The following is a 17,811-nucleotide window of genomic DNA, read 5'->3' as shown; positions in this document are numbered from 1 at the left end:
ATGAAGATTATATTAGCCTGTAATGCAGGTATGTCAACAAGTATGATGAAAATGAAGCTTGAACAAGAAACAGCAAACCGTGGAATTTCTTCTATCGTAAAGGCTGTACCTATTTCAGAGATAGAGGAATATATGGATGAAACAGATGTATTGCTTCTTGGTCCTCAAATACGCTTTATTGAAAAAGAAATGAGAGAGCAATATCCTGATATGCCTATTGTTGTGATGGATATGAAAGAATACGGATCTATGAATGCGAATAGTGTTTTGGACAGAGCTTTGTTAGAAATTGCAAGCTTTACTAAATAAACAAGAAGAGGTCTTGATATGAAGATTCATGAAGCAATCAGAAAAATTAAAGGATTTTACAAAGGAAATGTTGACGAAAATAAGACACGCGATCAAATTCTTTTCGGAGATGTAGATCAAGAATGTAAAGGAATTGTGACGACTTGCTTTGCATCAATTAATGTAATAAAAAAAGCTATTTCTTTGGGAGCAAATCTTATAATTTGCCATGAAGCTTTGTTTTATAACCATGGAGACCGTCAGGAATGGTTGATGGAAAGTAAAAACACAACTTTTTTATCTAAGCGAAAAATGTTGGAGCATCATCGTATTGTTGTTTGGCGGAATCATGATTATATCCATTCGGGGTTATTTATTAATAACCAATACCATGATGGAATATTGTTTGGTTTACTTAAGCAGCTTGAATGGGAAGATTATGTTGATGGGACTTGTGCAATACCGACACTATTAAATATTCCCAAGACGTCTTTAAAGAGTATTGTAGAATATATATCGGAAAAACTGCATTTAAATGGAGTAAAATATATTGGTGATAAAAGTTCCAAAATATCGAAAATTTTGTTGTTCTATCATATTTGGGGGACCTCGAATGATAATAAATTAATAAGCAAGATACAAGATGAAGAGATACAGTTATTGATTCCAGGGGAAACAGTAGATTTTACAGTAAATGAATATATTCAAGATAGTTCACAAATAGGATTTCAAAAAGCTATGCTCATTTTAGGACATTTTAATGTAGAAGAAGCAGGGATGCAATATATGATAACCTATTTGCCAGATATATTAGGTAACAATATTCATTATACTTACGTACAATCTGGAGATATGTATGAGTATTATATAAATAAAGAACCTGTAGATTGTATATAATCAAACAGGTTCTTTATTTGTTTCGTAGAATTTCCTTACGTACATATGGAATCGTTTTATCTGTCCCATGCTCTCTTTGGTATTCTAATATCGTTTGAATAAGGTTCTTTGTATTAGGGTGCATAATGACATGATCATACCCATTCATAAAATATTCATAAGCACTTCCATCATGATATTGATCTTTCATATAGATACGCGAAGCTACTGTTCGATCACAATACATTTCCACAACGTATTTCACTGGCATCTCAATTGGTTTAATTCCCCCTTTTGCGTTATCAAGCCAATATTCCCAATGATGTTTATTACGTCCTTTATGATGAAGCCATCCCAAAGAATACCCTTTTACTTCCTTCTCTTTATCAATAGGACTTCTATTTCCTTGGAAATATTTCACACCAGAATGAAACTCAATCCAAGAGTACTTAGATAGATCATGCAAGAGTCCTTGTTTATATAAACCACACCTAAAACATAGCTTTGTGACAGCTAGTTTATGTGTCGTAATTGTTTTAAAGTGTCCATATAATTTTGACATGATTATCATCCTTTCTGTACTAGTATAACATTATTTCTTCTTATTTTCATAGTCTGTTCACATAGACTTCACATTCATAGTTTATGATATCAGTACAAGCTAGAAATAAGCTTGTATCAGTTAATGGAAATGATTCCCCATCCCTTATAAAATTTATGACGATTATCATGTTTACAATTTTACTTTCCATTATCTGCCTTCATACTTAGACCTTTGTCCCTCGCAAAGGTCTTTTTAATCAAAAAATTTAATTGTACAGTGAGATACATACGTGATAAAATTAAAATGAATGAAGAGGGAATATATGAATTTTTTTAAAACGTTTTTCGGGAATCAAAAAAACTTAATAGAAATGATGAAGAATAACAAAGAAGATATTAGAAAGGCAAATAAACGTATGCTAGGATGGCTATTGATTTTAGGCTTGCTTAGTTTTTTACTTTTGTTTGTGATGACTTTTATAGCGGATGATTATGGAGTAATGAAAATACCATATGGATTTATAATTGTGTTGTTGATAGTGATTATATTCGTTAATCGATATGCGAAAGTTTCATCTCTATTGTTAATATATGGATCTTATGTGATGCTGATGGGAATTGCCACTTACGCAAGTGCTTTTCTAATCGATGATAGCTTGAGTGTGTGGGCATTCATGATTTTATTTCAAATACCTATTGTGATTTTGGATCGTAATAGAAACATACATGCATTAGAACTTGCTTTCTTGCTTTTATATATAGTGGTTATGATCTGCTTTAAAGATAAAGAACATATGCTAGATGAATGTGTAAATGTAATCATGGCGAGCATTATGGGGACAATATTAGGAGCACATCTAAGGTATGCTCAAATTGAAAATTTTAATTTTAAAAGGATTGCGGTAATACAAGAAAATATCGATGCTTTGACAGGTTTAAGTAATCGCAGAAGATTATTTGATGTGTTAGAAGAAAAAAATCCTTCAATTGTAGCGATAATGATGATTGACATCGATGAATTCAAATTATATAACGATTCGTTTGGACATCAAGCAGGAGACAAGTGTTTGAAAAAGGTAAGTGTATGCATAGCATCTCTTCATAAGAATATCGAATTTTTCCGTTACGGAGGAGAAGAATTTATAGGAGTGGCTTATAACTTAGAGGAGTCAGAAATCATAGGATTAGCTGAGAAATGCGTGAAAAGTATTGAAAACTTGCAGATAGAACACGGTCATTCTAAGGGAAAAGTTGTAACGATCAGTATGGGACTTTATATAGTAGAGGGTATGCAAAGTAATGATGATATGATTTATTATGCAGATACAGCTTTATATAATGCAAAGCATAACGGGAAGAGTCAAGTACAGATATTTAAAAAATAACCTTGCGGTTATTTTTTTGAGTACCTTTGGGATCGCCATGCTTGAAACGGAATATAGGCTACAATCAATACAAGTATAGTTGGTAGTATATAATTGATAGGGAATGAAAACTTATCTACATATCCTTGAAAGAAAATGAACAATCCAATGAATGGAAGGATGTAAGCGACATAGAAGAAAACTATGATTGGAAATTTTATACCTTTTCCCATATTTGCTTCTGATATAAAGTTTTTCCATCCCCATCCATAACGAGATGTACAAAACATCAAGTACAACAAAGATCCTAAAGGCAATAAATTATTCGTTACTATAAAATCTTCTAAATCTTGGATGTTGGTTCCAGATCCTAGCGGTTCTATAAAGGATAATACGTTAAAGCCTAGTGCACAAGGTAAAGACAAAACAACAATCAAAACAAAGTTTACAATCACGGCTTTTTTTCTTGTCCAACCTAAGTCCATAGCGAATGCCACAATATTTTCAAATACTGCAATGATGGTTGTTAACGCTGCAAAGGACATGAAGAGGAAAAATAGAGCACCCCACAAACTTCCTAGGGGCATAGAATTAAAAACATTTGGTAATGTGACAAATACTAATCCAGGTCCGCTATCTGGTGCTACTCCAAAAGCAAAACAAGAAGGGAATATGATAAATCCCGCAATAATTGCGACAAAAGTATCTAATATACATACGTTGATACTTTCTCCAAATAAGCTACGATCTTTTCCAATATAACTTCCAAATAACGCAAGTGCACCGATACCGAGGCTCAGAGTAAAGAATGCTTGACCCATAGCCGCAAAGATTGCATCCCCTAATCCATTCGCAATCATTTTCTGAAAGTCTGGAATGAGATAAAACTTCAAACCTTCCATTGCGTTAGGAAGTGAAATGGCGCGTATGACTAAGACAACCATAACCGCAAATAGACAAGACATCATATATTTAGAAATCTTTTCTACTCCATTTTGCAGACCACGACTACAGACAATAAAACCAATCACAATTACACCCATCATCCAAAAGATAGTTTCTCCTGGATTTGAAGTCATTGCTTTAAATGTATTGTCTATAGTAGATTTGTTAATATTATGGAATTGTCCACTCATCATTTTAAAACAATAATTCAACATCCAACCACCTACGGTCGTATAAAACATCATTAATAAATAATTCCCACCAATAGCAATATATTTAATTCTATGCCACTTTGTGCCTTTTGGTTCTAACACATCAAAACTCTTAGCGGCAGATTTTTGCGAAGCGCGTCCAACAGAAAATTCCATTGCCATAATTGGTAATCCTAATAGCACTAAAAAGACAAGATAAAGTAATACAAATGCAGCTCCTCCATATTGACCAGTAATATAAGGGAATCTCCAAACATTGCCAAGTCCAACTGCACATCCTGCAGATATTAATATAAATCCTAAACGTGATGATAATTTTTCCCTAGATTTCATAAGCATGCATCCTTTCTTGGTTTATTGTAAAGGGCAATGTTCATAAAGTCAAAGAATAATTTTACATAATCTTCAATTCGTATTCACATAGATTACACATTCAAAGAGTATGATATAGCTACAGACAAGGAAAGGTGTCTGTCTATCATAAGGGTAATGTCTCTTCCTCATTTAAAATAATATATCATTACCCTCCTTCATTCCTGTAGACCTCTATACTCCCTCATAGAGGTCTTTTAAATTGCGTGAAGATTTGTTGTGATATCTACATGCATAAATCTTTAGATAGTGCTATACTATAGAAAGAAAAAAGAGGTGTAAATTATGGAAATAGGAAGAAATTCCCGCTGTTGGTGTGGAAGTGGAAAGAAATATAAACAATGTCATGAAAAGTTTGACGAAAAACTCGCGAAACTTGCGAAAGAAGGAAAGACAATTCCTCAACGTTCATTGATTAAAAATAAAGAAGAAATCGAAGGCATTCGTAAAAGTGGAAAGATTAATACGGGTGTACTAGATTATGTTACAGAACATATTCATGTAGGTATGAGTACGGATGAAATTAATCAGTTGGTGTACGATTATACAACAAAGCATAAAGCAATTCCTGCACCTTTAAATTATCAAGGCTTTCCAAAGAGTGTGTGTACTTCTATCAATGATGAAGTGTGCCATGGTATTCCGGATAAAGATATTATTTTAATGGATGGAGATATTGTCAATGTGGATGTGTCTACCATTTATCATGGATATTATTCAGACGCTAGTCGTATGTTTATGATTGGAAATGTTTCAGATGAGGCAAAACGTCTTGTGGAAGTTACCAAAGAATGTTTAGAAATCGGTATTAAGGCGGTTAAGCCTTGGGGACATGTTGGTGATATTGGGGCTGCGATTATGGAACATGCCAAAAAGAATGGATATAGTGTTGTAGTAGATTTTGCAGGTCATGGTGTTGGAAAAGAATTCCATGAAGATCCTGTTGTATCTCATGTTGGAAGAGTGGGAACTGGTATGGTATTAGTACCAGGTATGGTGTTTACGGTAGAGCCTATGATCAATGAAGGAGATTATCACTTGTTTATAGATGCGGATAATGGATGGACATCTTATACAGAAGATGGTAAATTGAGTGCACAGTGGGAACATACTATTCTAGTAACGGAACACGGGATTGAAATCTTAACGTATTAAGAAAGAATACTTTAAAGCATTTGTCGATAACCTTGGTTATATGATGAATGTTTTTATTATAATCTTTTACGTTCTTTCTTTTAAATATAGAGGAAGTCTGTTAAAATATGTAAGAACATGAAAGGGTGATAGAATGCGCGTTGTACTTCAAAGAGTTACACATGCCTCTGTAACAATAGATGGTAAAATACATGGACAAATACAACAAGGATTTTTAGCTCTTGTAGGAATTACACATGAAGATAATGAAGAAATTGTTTCCAAGGTCGCAAAGAAATGTGCGCAACTTCGTGTATTTGAAGACGAAGAGGGAAAGATGAATAAAGGGTTAGATGACATAGGTGGAGCAATTCTATCGATTTCGCAGTTTACGCTTTTTGCGGATTGTAAGAAGGGCAGAAGGCCAAGTTTTGATAAGGCTGCAAAACCAGAGATATCAAAGCCTTTATATGAATATTTTAATACAGTATTAATGCAAGAAGGAATACATGTGGAAACAGGTGTGTTTGGTGCAGATATGAAAGTAGACTTATGCAATGATGGTCCAGTCACCATCATTATAGATAGCTCACAATGGTAAAGGAGGCATACATATGGCAGAAATAGTATATGGTAGTGAAATTGCAAAAGATGTAAAATCAAAACTAAAGTTAGAAATTGATCGATTAAAAGAAGAAGGGAAACGAGTTCCCAAATTAGTAGTAATTCTTGTAGGAGACAATCAAGCAAGTATTTCTTATGTAACTGGAAAAGAAAAAGCATGTCATGAAATAGGTATGGAAAATGAACTTCTACGACTTCCACAAGATACAAGTGAAGAAGCGTTATTGGAATTAATTGAATCCTTGAATAGCGATTCAAAAGTCGATGGCATTTTGGTACAATTGCCTCTTCCAAGTCAAATACGCGAAGAAGAAGTATTGTTGGCGATTCGTCCTGATAAAGATGTAGATGGCTTCCATCCATATAATGTAGGGAAACTTATGTTACAAGAAGATACCTTTATCTCTTGTACACCGAAAGGAATTATTCGTATTCTAGAAACCATAGGTTTTGATGATTTAAGTGGGAAAACTGCAGTAGTTATTGGAAGAAGTAACATTGTAGGAAAACCCGTTGCACAGCTTCTAATGAATAAAAATGCAACGGTTACAATCTGTCATTCAAGAACCAAAGATATTGAAAGTGTGACTTCAAAAGCAGATATCGTAGTTGCGGCAATTGGAAAAGCCAAGATGATCACTAAGAATTGGATCAAAAATGGTGCTGTAGTGATTGATGTTGGTATCAATAGAGATGAAAATAATAAAATGTGCGGAGATGTTGATTTTGAAGATGTGAAAGAAAAAGCATCTTATATTACGCCTGTACCAAAGGGTGTTGGTCCAATGACCATTGCGATGTTAATGGAAAATACATTGGAATCTTATTGTAAAAGGGAGAAATGAAAATCTTAGATTTTCTGGAGGTCTTATGGTAAATAAAGAGTATGATTTAAATGATATCGTGGAAATGAAAAAAGAACATCCTTGCCATAAATCAAAATATTGGAAAGTGATTCGTATGGGGGCAGATATTCGTATCAAATGTATGGGGTGTGGTACAAGTGTGTTATTTCCTAGAGTTGAATTCGAGAAGAAACTTAAGAAAGTGATTGAAAAAGCTGAACGTGAAGACTAAAAAAGATCGTAAGATATGTACGATCTTTTTTATAGATAAAGTCTAAGTGATAACATAGTTGTTTCTTCCATTACGTTTTACTTCGTATAGATTCTCATCCGCGTGTTTAAGGAGTTCTAAGTAATCTCTACTATATGTAGTATACACACATCCAATGCTGATGGAAATATTGAAACTTTTATTTTTCATAGATGTTAGATTTTCAAACTTGTCCAATGTTTCTTTGAATAGAATTTCAAGGTCAACTCCACTCGTATCTTCGATATAAATGATAAATTCATCTCCACCCAACCTAGCAACGATATGATCTTTATAAAGAGTACTTAATAAGGTAGCGGTTTCAATTAATACTTCATCGCCATCCAAATGCCCATATTCATCATTTACTCGTTTGAAATTATCAAGATCAACCATAATAAGTGCACCGATGCTTCGCTGTTGTAAGAGCACACTAGAGATTTTCTTCTGTACTGCACCACGATTCAATATGCCTGTAAGGATATCCGTTTCACTCTTGATGCGTAGAGCTTCTTTCTCTTGTTTTTCTTTTTGTATATCAACAATTTTACCAACTGCATATATCGTAGACTCTTTATCTTTTTCTTTATCACGAATTACTTTCAAGGATAGTTGGTACCAATTTTTATGACCCTGTTGTAAACACGTTTCTACTTCACAGATAATATCTTCTTTTTTCATAATATACGTATGAATTATGGATAATATATCTGATTGAATAAGACCATGCTTGGTGTCTCTTGCGAAATGATAAATGAATTCGTTGTCTGATATTTTACCAATCCCTGTATTTGAAACCTTCAAATAATCATGGATATAATCATAAGAGAATGTCATTTCTTTTGATATATCTGATAATAATTGATAACGTTTGTATTCTATTTCTACTGCCTTTTTCATCTTCAATTGTTTCTTGTAGTAAGAGCGTATGATATAAAGAATCATGCCTACTAATGAAATAAAGATAAAGCTAATAGCAACGATATGATCTAAAATGAATTCCGATAAATCAAACGTTGTATTCATATAAGCGTTCTTGTATATATAGCTATCGATGTTTGCACTTTGTGCACGTATTGTTTTGTTTAAAATAGTTAACAGTGTTAAATTCTCTGATTTGGAGACTCCAAATACGTATTGGCTCTTTAAATGTTCTGGGGCATTAAGAGAAGAAATATGTTTGTATCCGTGTTTGTTCATATAATACGTAAACATATAACTATTAATGTACGCATAGTCAACCTCATGGCGATTAAGAGCCTCCATAAGTTCTTCAGTGCTCTCATAAGACATAGCTAGACTATTGCTTTCAAATAACTCCGTTGAGTATTTTACAGAAGCTTGTTTCAGCGAATCCAGCTTTGTTGGATCAACATCCGTGTGATTAACAAGAAGCAAATTACTAGAGAGATATGGGTCACTCAGCATAATGTTAATTTCATCTGCAGTTTCAAGATTATAAGGAAGACTTAATATGATATCAATATCACCACTAAGTGCTAGTTTTTGGTATTCATCATAATCCTTGGCATATACATAACGAAATGAAACATCATAAGTTTCGCTTAATGTATCAAGGATATCTTTTGCGATACCTTTTGTTTTCCCATCGTAATACTGAATTGGAGCGCCTCCATCACGGACGAGTACAGCAATTTCCTTATGATTTTTGATAAAGGATTGTTCTTCGCTATTTAAGACGAGGGTTGTTGATGTATCTACGAAGTAACGATTATATAAGGAAGAGGGGAAGGCAGGATTGACTTGATCGATGGTTGTTAATGCTTTGTTCAAATCGTTCATTAATGCAGAATTACCCTTTGTTGTAATGAAATAAAAGGGATCAGGTGAAAACCTAGCGATTGAATGACAATTATCAGGTAAACTTAAATCTACATATAAAAAGGCATCTATTTCATTCTTATCAAGTTTTGTTACCAAATCTTCTTCATTTTCACAGAGAACTTTTTCATAGCTAAAACCATTAGAATCGGCGTATTGGTTTAGATAGGATTCACGTTTTGAGGAATTTTTCATAATTCCGATTTTCAGATTTTTCTTATTCAGTATTCCGTTTAAATCCAATAGGTTGCTATCATCTTTCACTGCAATTACATTATAGGCACTTCCATAAGGCTCACTTGTATAATCATAATCGTTTGATAAAGATTCAATATACTTTGTGTCTCCTAATAAATCAATCTCACCTTTTTTTAACATTTCCATGAGTGTTGTAATTCTTTGGTTGGCATCTCCTTCTACTTCAACAAATTCATATTTCCACCCAGTATATTGAGCGATTTGCATAAGATAATCATAATCATAGCCATAGTAATTTCCATTTGAGTCCTTCATGGATAATCCCTTTAATGAAGGAAATCCTACACGGATTACTTCTTTATCATTCGCTTGAATAGAAAATACATTCAAACTAAAAACAAGCATGATTATTATCATTTTTAAAAAGGATGTGTACCTTTTTTTATTATTCATAAATTCCCCTCTCTAAACATAACTATTTGTTATACTTATTTTATCACAGAATAGTAACATAAGAAAATTAAAAACTAAGAATATGAAAATGTAAGTAACTTCATAAAAATGGATGGATTCTATAGAGAAAAAAAACAACTCGCATTTTTCGAGATATATAATGAAGTAGGGGATAATGCTTAAGTTCTTTGCATAAAGCATAAAACATGATAAAATGTAACCATTGAATTGAGAGGAATGATATTATGCCATTAACAGCAGGAATTGTTGGATTGCCAAACGTTGGTAAATCCACATTATTTAACGCCATAACAAAATCACAAGTGGAGGCAGCGAACTATCCATTTGCTACTATACAACCAAACGTAGGAGTAGTAGAAGTACCTGATCATAGAATTGATCGCTTGGTAGAATTGTTTCATCCAAAAAAGACGATTTATACAACATTTGAATTTACCGATATTGCGGGTCTTGTAAAAGGTGCTAGTAAAGGTGAAGGGTTGGGAAATCAATTCTTAAGTAACATTCGTTTAACAGATGCAATCTGTCATGTTGTACGTTGCTTTGATGATGCTAATATTACACACGTAGAAGGGGATGTAGATCCTATTCGTGATATTGAGATTATCAATTTAGAACTAATTCTAGCGGACTTACAAACAGTAGAAAATCGTTTAGGTAAAATTGAACGTAAAGCTATGACAAATAAAGATAAAGATGCTATAAAAGAGGTTGCAGTTTTAAAGAAATTGCAAGAGGCTTTAGTGGCAGCTAGTCCAGCTCGTAGTGTAGAACTGAATGAAGATGAACTATTTATTATCAAAGCTTTTAGTTTGTTAACATTGAAACCAATGATTTATATTGCGAATATGTCAGAAGAAGAAATTTCTAATCCTGATGAAAATCCATATTATGTAAAGGTGAAAGAATTTGCGAAAGCAGAAAACAACCAAGTTGTCGCAATCTGCGCAAAGATTGAAGAAGAATTATCTTCTTTAGATGCAGAAGAAAAAACCGAATTCTTAAATGATTTAGGGATTGCGGAAAGTGGCTTAGATAAGGTTGTGAAAGCAGCTTATAATATTCTTGATTTATGTACATTCCTTACAGCAGGTGAAGATGAATGTCGTGCATGGACATTCAAAAAAGGAATGATGGCTCCTCAATGTGCAGGTGTTATCCATACGGATTTTGAAAAAGGATTCATTCGTGCAGAATGTTACAAGTTTGATGATATTGATACATTAGAAACAGAACTTGCTGTAAAAGAAGCTGGAAAGCTTCGTTTAGAAGGTAAAGAGTACGTTGTTCAAGATGGAGATGTATTGCATTTTAGATTTAACGTGTAAATGAAAAAGGAGACGATTATTCATCGTTTCCTTTTCTTTAGCTTCCATACAATTTTATTCACAATTACCATTGTAAGTAAAGCTACAATAAAGGTGATATAAACGTTCTTAGTAAATCCGGCAACAAGATATCCAACCACACAAGAAACGGCAACAATTAAAGCGTATGGTGTCTGTGTGGTAACATGATTAATATGATTACATTGTGCACCAGCAGATGCCATAATGGTCGTATCTGAAATAGGTGAAATATGATCTCCACAAACAGCACCCGCAAGAATAGAAGATATACAAATTACTAATAAAGGTTCTCCTTCTGCAAAGATAGCAGTCACAATAGGAATCAAAATACCAAAGGTACCCCAAGAAGTACCAGTAGAGAAAGCCAAAGCAGCTGCGGCAATAAATAAGATTGCGGGTAAGATTGCGGAAGATATACTCGCATGTTTCAAAAGTTCAGATACAAATATACCTGCTTCAAGTTTGGTAGAAACAAGGTCACCTAATGTCCAAGCTAGTATTAATATGATAATGGCAGGAACCATCATTTTAAATCCTTGCGGTATACAATCTGCGAAATCTTGATAACGAATAATACGACGAGGAATGTACAACAAGAAGGTGAAAATCAAAGTAAAGAACGATCCTAATACAAGAGCACTAGATGCATCACAATTTGTAAAGGCAGTAATAAAATCAACACCCTCGAAAAATCCTCCAGTATAAATCATAGCTGTAACACAAGCAATGATTAAGAATAGAACAGGTAGAACCAAATCTAGTACTTTTCCTTTGTCCGATGTAGGTATTTCTTCATTATTTTGATAATCATGTAGGCCAAAGTGAACATCACCTAATGCAGCACAATTCTCATTCTCTTCCATTTTACCAAAATCAAAATCATTACGTATAACATGAATCACCATTACGATGGTTAATAATGCATATAAATTATAAGGAATGGTGCTAAGGAATAATGTAAACCCATCACCGCTCGTATATCCACTAACAGCCGCAGCCCAACTAGAAATCGGCGCAATGATACAAATCGGCGCTGCCGTAGAATCAATAATATAAGCAAGCTTAGCACGCGATATCTTAAAGGAATCACTCACTTCACGCATAATATTCCCAACGGTTAAACAATTGAAGTAATCATCTACAAATATAAAAGAACCAAGGGCAAACGTTGCATATAATGCGCCATGTTTTGTATGTATCTTTTTATTTGCCCAAGCGCCATATGCTTTACTACCACCTGCACGATTCATCAAGGAAACAATCATACCTAGAAATACAAGGAAAATAAGAATCCCTATATTCCAAGTATCTCCTAAATTTTCACCCATTGTATCAAAGATAACATTTGTTGCGTCTAGTACTTGAAACCCACTCACAAGTAACGCCCCTGATACAATCCCTATAAATAAGGACAAGTACACCTCTTTTGTAATCAGTGCTAAAGCAATCGCTATAATTGGTGGTAATAGCGAGAAAAATGTTGCGGTAAACTCCATAAAATCATCTCCTCCATAAAAAAATGCCTTGTTGGACAGACTCCATCAAAGCATATAATTTCTATACTTTAGATAGCTCTCCACTTTATGTAAAGTGACAGTATTGTGCATGTTGTGCAAAATACCAGAAACATTGAATTGGTGTTCATATGTTTCTTCGGCAAATAACCCTTTCCATATTCACTGCCACCAAGCAGATGTGAAGATGTACTCTTGTGATTTGCGCCTCTATCAATTAACGTTGTTTAGACTACCATCATTCCAACGAAATGTCAATGGAAGTACTTGTAAATCAATATCCAGTTTACAATTTATGCTGTGCATGTTAATATAAAAACAATGAAAGGCAGGTGGTTTGTATGAAAAACCTAATAATGAAACAAAGGAAAGATACAAAACGCCTGTTTAATATAATCTAACAGTGTGTTTAGCATCCCTTCTTTGGGATGCTTTTTCTTTCCCTATGCAACAAACATACATGGAAAGGATATTAAACAATGAAAACAACAACATGTAGTAAAGAATTTGTAGAATCGATGGTTTCTATGCCATCAAGTAGTGATGCACAAAATGAGTCCTTAAGACAAGAAATAAAAGAAGGATTTCCATTGGAAAAATGCTTTGTTAAAGTTCAAGATGAAAAGGTAGTATGTAGATTGATAATCTTCGAAGAAATGCACTATTTAGCACATTTCACAGTAGAAGATATACCTCAAGAGGAAGTCGATAGTTTCTTAAGCGATGTGTTCATACAACTACCTAGAAATGTGGAGTGGCGCTTAGATTTATATACAGATAAGATACATTATGAAAAAATATATAAAGCCTGTCAGTGCTATGCAAATTTATGCATAGAAAGGGAGAGTTACACAATCAAACCGATAAGCAAGGATACCTCTGGTTATACATTTACAAGCGCGATGGATATGGAATATAAAGATGTATTAGAACTCATGATAAAGGCAAGTTCCACCACACTAGATGTACTTCTTCAAAAAGAGTACAAAGATTTAGGATTAGAGGAAGGTGTTGAAAGTACATTAAAAGAAATCCTAGAAGATAAGGATAGTAATAAATTCTTTCAAATCTTATGGGTACAGGGTGCTCCTGTTGGATTCGTCGCAATCAACGAGTTGGTGGAAGGTGTTGCGGGTATCACCTATATTGGAGTTCTACCTGAAAAACAAGGATATCATTATAGTAGTGTGTTATTAAATAAAGCGATGGATATTGCATATCATGCCAAAATAGATAATCTGATTGGAGATATCGATGTTCATAATTTTGCAATGCGTAATAATCTAGTGAATGTCGGATTTCAAAAAGATTGTGAAGAGAAAGTGTTCATGTTCAGGAATAATCTGTGATTATATAGCTGCATCTTTTTAAGTAAAGAGAACCTTAAGAATCCACAAAAGTGGTAGTTTAAGGTTTTTTTGAATTTAAAATATTCTTAATGATTTTTCTGATAGTGTTTTATTCAAGATTTTGTGACTATTTAGGGTATAAATAGTGAATTTATAACGGCAAATTGTTTCATAAAAAATGTAACTGAATTTTTTTTATTTACAATGCCATAATTAGATTTTTTACTGTATAATAGTACGAAGAAGATCAGCTTATGGATAGTATCCATCTTCTATGGGCATAGAACGGAAATCAATCCTTTCTATTAAAAAGCTGATGTGAAAGAAATACGTATATAAAGCTTTTGTTTTTTTTATGTTTTACCGTATTTCTTATGATAGAGGAGGAGAAGTCATTATGATTACAGTTATTAAGAAAAGAGATGGTCGTGAGATCCATTTCTCTCCAGAAAAAATTACAAGAGCAATTTTTTTGGCAGCATCACATGTAGCACAAGAGGTGGGGACTGCTGCAGATTATGCAACAGCAGAAATGTTGACAGAACAAGCAGTAGGTTTGTTGAACAACATGTACCAGAATACAATTCCAACGGTAGAAGAAGTACAAGATGCCGTTGTTAAGGTTTTGATTGAAAATGGTCACGCTAGAACAAGTGAGGCATATATTTTATATCGTGCAGAACGTACTAGAATTCGTAGCATGAAGTCTCGTTTGATGAAATCTATTGAAGAGATTACATTTGCGGATAGTAATGAAGCAGATATCAAACGTGAGAATGCGAACATCGATGGAAATACAGCGATGGGAACAATGTTGCAATATGGAAGTGCTGTTTCTAAAGAATTCTGTATGTCACAACTAATGAATCCTCAACACGCGCAGTTGCATGAAAATGGGGATATTCATATTCATGATATGGACTTTATGAATATGGGAACTTTGACTTGTTGCCAAATTGATTTAGATAAATTATTTAAAAATGGTTTCTCTACAGGACATGGTCATTTAAGAGAACCAAAAGATATTACGAGTTATGGTGCTTTAGCAGCAATTGCGATTCAAAGTAATCAAAATGATCAACATGGGGGACAAAGTATCCCTGCATTTGATTATTATCTTGCGCCAGGTGTTGCAAAAACATTCCGTAAAGAGTATTTGAATAATATGAATCGTGCTTTAGAATTGATTGTAGACCTGGATGTTGATGTAAAAGCAAAATTCATGGAAGTAGAAGAACAAACAGGGAAAACTGCAACTATGATTATTGATGAGGACTACGTTATTGCGTTAAATGAGATGATGAAGAAAGAATATCAATTAAGTGATGATCAGATTTCTATGATAAATGCATTTAGTTATAAAGAAGCAACGAAAGCGACAGATCGTAAAACATACCAAGCAATGGAAGCATTCGTACATAATTTAAATACCATGCATTCACGTGCTGGTGCACAGGTTCCTTTCTCAAGTATCAACTTTGGTACAGATATGACACCTGAAGGAAGATTGATTTCAGAGAAACTTATGCTTTCACAAGAAGCGGGGCTTGGAAATGGAGAAACTCCAATATTCCCAATTCTTATCTTCAAAGTAAAAGAAGGAATTAACTATAATCCAGAAGATCCAAACTATGATTTATTTAAATTAGCGATGCGTGTATCTGCAAAACGTTTATTCCCTAACTTTAGTTTCATGGATGCGCCATTCAATTTGCAATATTATAAACAAGGACAGCCAGAAACAGAAACAACCTATATGGGTTGTAGAACTCGTGTAATGGGAAATGTAAATGGTCCTGAAGTTGCGACAGGAAGAGGGAATAACTCTTTTACATCATTGAATCTTCCACGTATTGGAATCAAACATGGAGTTGCTATCAATGGTGAATTTAATGAAGGCGCATTCTTCAATGAATTAGATGAAAAAATGCAAATCATTATTCAACAGTTATTAGAACGCATGGAAATTCAAGGAAAGAGAAAAGTGAAGAACTTCCCATTCTTAATGGGTCAAGGAGTTTGGATCGGTTCTGAAAAACTTGGATGGGAAGATACACTTGAAGAATTAGTAAAACAAGGAACCTTAACTATCGGGTTTATTGGTTTAGCTGAGTGTTTAAAAGCATTGATTGGAGAACATCACGGAGAAAGTGAACGTGCGCAACAATTAGGTCTTAAAATCATTCAACATATGCGCGAGATTTGTGATGACGCGACAGAGAAGTACAAATTGAACATATCTCTTATTGCTACTCCTGCAGAAGGATTATCAGGAAGATTTACACGTATTGATAAGAAAATTTATGGAATTATTCCAGGAGTTACAGATCGTGATTATTATACAAATAGTTTCCACGTACCTGTATACTATCATATTGCTGCCTTTAAGAAGATTCAGAAGGAAGCTCCTTATCATGAATATACAAATGGTGGACATATCTCTTATGTGGAAGTGGATGGAGATCCATCTAAAAACTTAGAAGCATTTGAATCTATCGTTCGTTGTATGAAAGAAGCGGGTATTGGTTATGGAAGTATTAACCATCCAGTAGACCGTGACCCTTGTTGTGGATATAGCGGTGTCATTGAAGGACATATTTGTCCAAAATGTGGACGTGATGAAACAAAAGGTGAATACAAATTTGAAAAAATTCGTCGTATTACAGGTTATCTAGTTGGAACTGTAGATCGATTCAATAATGGAAAAGCAAGTGAAGAGAGAGACCGTGTAAAACATGGTTAATCAGATTCGCCTAGCTTCACCATTACAATTTGATAGCATTGTAGATGGACCTGGTGTGCGTATCGTTGTATGGACACAAGGATGTATTCATCAATGTAAGAATTGTCATAATCAACAAACGTGGGATGCCTTTGGGGGAGAAGTGTATGATGTAGATGAGCTTGTTGAACAAATTCAAGAAGTGAACCTACAAACAGGAATTACTTTCTCAGGAGGAGAGCCATTTCTACAAGCGGAGAACTTATTGCCACTAGCAAATGCCACAAAAGAAAAAAACTATTCTATTTGGGCTTATAGTGGGTTCTTATTTGAAGAACTTGTAATGGACGCACAGAAAAAAGAGTTATTATCTAATTTGGATGTTTTAGTAGATGGTAAATTTATAGAAGAATTAAAGGATTATAGACTCGTATTCAAAGGAAGTAAGAATCAAAGAATTATTGACGTACAGGAATCATTAAAAAGAAATGAAGTTGTCATATCAACCTATGATGAACGAAATCAAATTTTAGGATAAGTAAAAACTTGTCCTTTTTTTCTATTAGGAATCTGCATAATCAAGAAAAACAAACAGTTGTTAGATAAAGATAACATTTCAAAATGTCAGAAGCACAGAAAATCTACATACAAAAGTGGGGGACTTAAAATTATTTAGTATATGTAATTATTTGTTTAAGGCTTCTATTATATAAGCTGGATACAATTTTGAATTGCATTTAGCACAGTATGCAAAATAGCAACGCTCTCCTTTGTAGTTAGTAACATCTAAAACTTCACAAGCAATGTCTTTGTCCATATCTTCTATACGTGCACATTTAATACACTTGAAGAGGATCACATTGTCTCCAGTCGAATAACTTCCATCATTCATTAATTTGTTCCTCCATAT

16 protein-coding genes and 1 riboswitch are annotated in these 17,811 nt (G+C 33.8%); of the genes, 11 read left to right on the top strand and 5 right to left on the bottom strand.

The annotated features are described in order from the left end of the window. Together ACWG0P_RS04220 and ACWG0P_RS04215 are read left to right on the top strand one after the other, a co-directional pair. The gene (locus ACWG0P_RS04220) at positions 1-309 is read left to right on the top strand and encodes a PTS sugar transporter subunit IIB (RefSeq protein WP_455800625.1); all 309 of its coding nucleotides are present in this window, start codon (positions 1-3) and stop codon (positions 307-309) included. Between the two features lie 18 nt (positions 310-327). After that, positions 328-1,185: a Nif3-like dinuclear metal center hexameric protein gene (locus ACWG0P_RS04215; RefSeq protein WP_455800624.1), complete on the top strand. Its 858-nt coding sequence runs from the start codon at positions 328-330 to the stop codon at positions 1,183-1,185. 13 nt (positions 1,186-1,198) lie between these two features. Here the strand turns inward: ACWG0P_RS04215 and ACWG0P_RS04210 are convergent, their stop codons facing one another. Next, on the bottom strand, positions 1,199-1,726 hold the full coding sequence (locus ACWG0P_RS04210) for a DUF5662 family protein (protein ID WP_455800623.1): 528 nt from the start codon (positions 1,724-1,726) through the stop codon (positions 1,199-1,201). A 304-nt stretch (positions 1,727-2,030) separates the two neighbouring features. Here ACWG0P_RS04210 and ACWG0P_RS04205 point away from each other — a divergent pair, with 304 nt between their 5' ends. Next, a complete protein-coding gene (locus tag ACWG0P_RS04205) occupies positions 2,031-3,092 on the top strand; it encodes a GGDEF domain-containing protein (protein ID WP_455800622.1) in 1,062 nt (353 codons plus the stop codon). Between the two features lie 8 nt (positions 3,093-3,100). Here the strand turns inward: ACWG0P_RS04205 and ACWG0P_RS04200 are convergent, their stop codons facing one another. Then, on the bottom strand, positions 3,101-4,561 hold the full coding sequence (locus ACWG0P_RS04200; RefSeq protein WP_455800621.1) for a sodium-dependent transporter: 1,461 nt from the start codon (positions 4,559-4,561) through the stop codon (positions 3,101-3,103). A 324-nt stretch (positions 4,562-4,885) separates the two neighbouring features. Here ACWG0P_RS04200 and ACWG0P_RS04195 point away from each other — a divergent pair, with 324 nt between their 5' ends. From ACWG0P_RS04195 to ACWG0P_RS04180, 4 genes are all read left to right on the top strand, one after another. Beyond that, entirely contained in the window at positions 4,886-5,755 is an 870-nt protein-coding gene (locus ACWG0P_RS04195; protein WP_455800620.1) for a methionyl aminopeptidase, read from the top strand. Positions 5,756-5,888: 133 nt separating this feature from the next. After that, complete coding sequence (gene dtd, locus ACWG0P_RS04190; protein ID WP_455800619.1) at positions 5,889-6,335, top strand: D-aminoacyl-tRNA deacylase; 447 nt, start codon at positions 5,889-5,891, stop codon at positions 6,333-6,335. A 13-nt stretch (positions 6,336-6,348) separates the two neighbouring features. Beyond that, positions 6,349-7,203 (top strand): bifunctional methylenetetrahydrofolate dehydrogenase/methenyltetrahydrofolate cyclohydrolase FolD, encoded by an 855-nt coding sequence (gene folD, locus ACWG0P_RS04185; protein ID WP_455800618.1) that lies wholly within the window; start codon positions 6,349-6,351, stop codon positions 7,201-7,203. A 25-nt stretch (positions 7,204-7,228) separates the two neighbouring features. Further along, positions 7,229-7,435 (top strand): DUF951 domain-containing protein, encoded by a 207-nt coding sequence (locus ACWG0P_RS04180; protein WP_455800617.1) that lies wholly within the window; start codon positions 7,229-7,231, stop codon positions 7,433-7,435. Between the two features lie 42 nt (positions 7,436-7,477). On the opposite strand, the gene ACWG0P_RS04175 is transcribed toward ACWG0P_RS04180, so the two are convergent. Next, on the bottom strand, positions 7,478-9,946 hold the full coding sequence (locus ACWG0P_RS04175) for a transporter substrate-binding domain-containing diguanylate cyclase (RefSeq protein ID WP_455800616.1): 2,469 nt from the start codon (positions 9,944-9,946) through the stop codon (positions 7,478-7,480). A 245-nt stretch (positions 9,947-10,191) separates the two neighbouring features. Here ACWG0P_RS04175 and ychF point away from each other — a divergent pair, with 245 nt between their 5' ends. Continuing rightward, positions 10,192-11,295: a redox-regulated ATPase YchF gene (gene ychF, locus ACWG0P_RS04170; protein WP_455800615.1), complete on the top strand. Its 1,104-nt coding sequence runs from the start codon at positions 10,192-10,194 to the stop codon at positions 11,293-11,295. A gap of 20 nt (positions 11,296-11,315) precedes the next feature. Here the strand turns inward: ychF and ACWG0P_RS04165 are convergent, their stop codons facing one another. Continuing rightward, positions 11,316-12,812, bottom strand: coding sequence for a Na+/H+ antiporter NhaC family protein (locus tag ACWG0P_RS04165; RefSeq protein WP_455800614.1), 1,497 nt, complete (start codon positions 12,810-12,812; stop codon positions 11,316-11,318). Between the two features lie 65 nt (positions 12,813-12,877). After that, positions 12,878-13,051, bottom strand: a riboswitch (Lysine riboswitch). A 258-nt stretch (positions 13,052-13,309) separates the two neighbouring features. Here ACWG0P_RS04165 and ACWG0P_RS04160 point away from each other — a divergent pair. The 3 genes from ACWG0P_RS04160 to nrdG all read left to right on the top strand — a co-directional run bounded on the left by ACWG0P_RS04160 (position 13,310) and on the right by nrdG (position 17,439). Further along, positions 13,310-14,179, top strand: coding sequence for a GNAT family N-acetyltransferase (locus tag ACWG0P_RS04160; RefSeq protein ID WP_455800613.1), 870 nt, complete (start codon positions 13,310-13,312; stop codon positions 14,177-14,179). Positions 14,180-14,576: 397 nt separating this feature from the next. After that, a complete protein-coding gene (locus tag ACWG0P_RS04155) occupies positions 14,577-16,922 on the top strand; it encodes an anaerobic ribonucleoside triphosphate reductase (RefSeq protein ID WP_455800612.1) in 2,346 nt (781 codons plus the stop codon). Beyond that, complete coding sequence (nrdG, locus tag ACWG0P_RS04150; protein ID WP_455800611.1) at positions 16,915-17,439, top strand: anaerobic ribonucleoside-triphosphate reductase activating protein; 525 nt, start codon at positions 16,915-16,917, stop codon at positions 17,437-17,439. The genes ACWG0P_RS04155 and nrdG overlap by 8 nt, the downstream gene beginning before the upstream one ends. 147 nt (positions 17,440-17,586) lie before the next feature. Here the strand turns inward: nrdG and ACWG0P_RS04145 are convergent, their stop codons facing one another. Then, positions 17,587-17,793 carry a hypothetical protein gene (locus ACWG0P_RS04145; protein ID WP_455800610.1) on the bottom strand — a complete coding sequence of 69 codons (207 nt, stop codon included), beginning with the start codon at positions 17,791-17,793 and terminating at the stop codon, positions 17,587-17,589. Positions 17,794-17,811: the final 18 nt, after the last annotated feature.

It is taken from the genome of Amedibacillus sp. YH-ame6 (genome assembly GCF_053848845.1).
Note: the sequence above shows the minus strand (reverse complement) of the source record. Positions and strands in the feature narration are given on the sequence as shown.

What these genes read in the sequence shown, in the direction of transcription:
- ACWG0P_RS04220 (WP_455800625.1), top strand. Translation starts at nt 1, where the DNA reads ATGAAGATTATATTAGCCTGTAATGCAGGTATGTCAACAAGTATGATG.
- ACWG0P_RS04215 (WP_455800624.1), top strand. Translation starts at nt 328, where the DNA reads ATGAAGATTCATGAAGCAATCAGAAAAATTAAAGGATTTTACAAAGGA.
- ACWG0P_RS04210 (WP_455800623.1), bottom strand. Translation starts at nt 1,726, where the DNA reads ATGTCAAAATTATATGGACACTTTAAAACAATTACGACACATAAACTA.
- ACWG0P_RS04205 (WP_455800622.1), top strand. Translation starts at nt 2,031, where the DNA reads ATGAATTTTTTTAAAACGTTTTTCGGGAATCAAAAAAACTTAATAGAA.
- ACWG0P_RS04200 (WP_455800621.1), bottom strand. Translation starts at nt 4,561, where the DNA reads ATGAAATCTAGGGAAAAATTATCATCACGTTTAGGATTTATATTAATA.
- ACWG0P_RS04195 (WP_455800620.1), top strand. Translation starts at nt 4,886, where the DNA reads ATGGAAATAGGAAGAAATTCCCGCTGTTGGTGTGGAAGTGGAAAGAAA.
- dtd (WP_455800619.1), top strand. Translation starts at nt 5,889, where the DNA reads ATGCGCGTTGTACTTCAAAGAGTTACACATGCCTCTGTAACAATAGAT.
- folD (WP_455800618.1), top strand. Translation starts at nt 6,349, where the DNA reads ATGGCAGAAATAGTATATGGTAGTGAAATTGCAAAAGATGTAAAATCA.
- ACWG0P_RS04180 (WP_455800617.1), top strand. Translation starts at nt 7,229, where the DNA reads ATGGTAAATAAAGAGTATGATTTAAATGATATCGTGGAAATGAAAAAA.
- ACWG0P_RS04175 (WP_455800616.1), bottom strand. Translation starts at nt 9,946, where the DNA reads ATGAATAATAAAAAAAGGTACACATCCTTTTTAAAAATGATAATAATC.
- ychF (WP_455800615.1), top strand. Translation starts at nt 10,192, where the DNA reads ATGCCATTAACAGCAGGAATTGTTGGATTGCCAAACGTTGGTAAATCC.
- ACWG0P_RS04165 (WP_455800614.1), bottom strand. Translation starts at nt 12,812, where the DNA reads ATGGAGTTTACCGCAACATTTTTCTCGCTATTACCACCAATTATAGCG.
- ACWG0P_RS04160 (WP_455800613.1), top strand. Translation starts at nt 13,310, where the DNA reads ATGAAAACAACAACATGTAGTAAAGAATTTGTAGAATCGATGGTTTCT.
- ACWG0P_RS04155 (WP_455800612.1), top strand. Translation starts at nt 14,577, where the DNA reads ATGATTACAGTTATTAAGAAAAGAGATGGTCGTGAGATCCATTTCTCT.
- nrdG (WP_455800611.1), top strand. Translation starts at nt 16,915, where the DNA reads ATGGTTAATCAGATTCGCCTAGCTTCACCATTACAATTTGATAGCATT.
- ACWG0P_RS04145 (WP_455800610.1), bottom strand. Translation starts at nt 17,793, where the DNA reads ATGAATGATGGAAGTTATTCGACTGGAGACAATGTGATCCTCTTCAAG.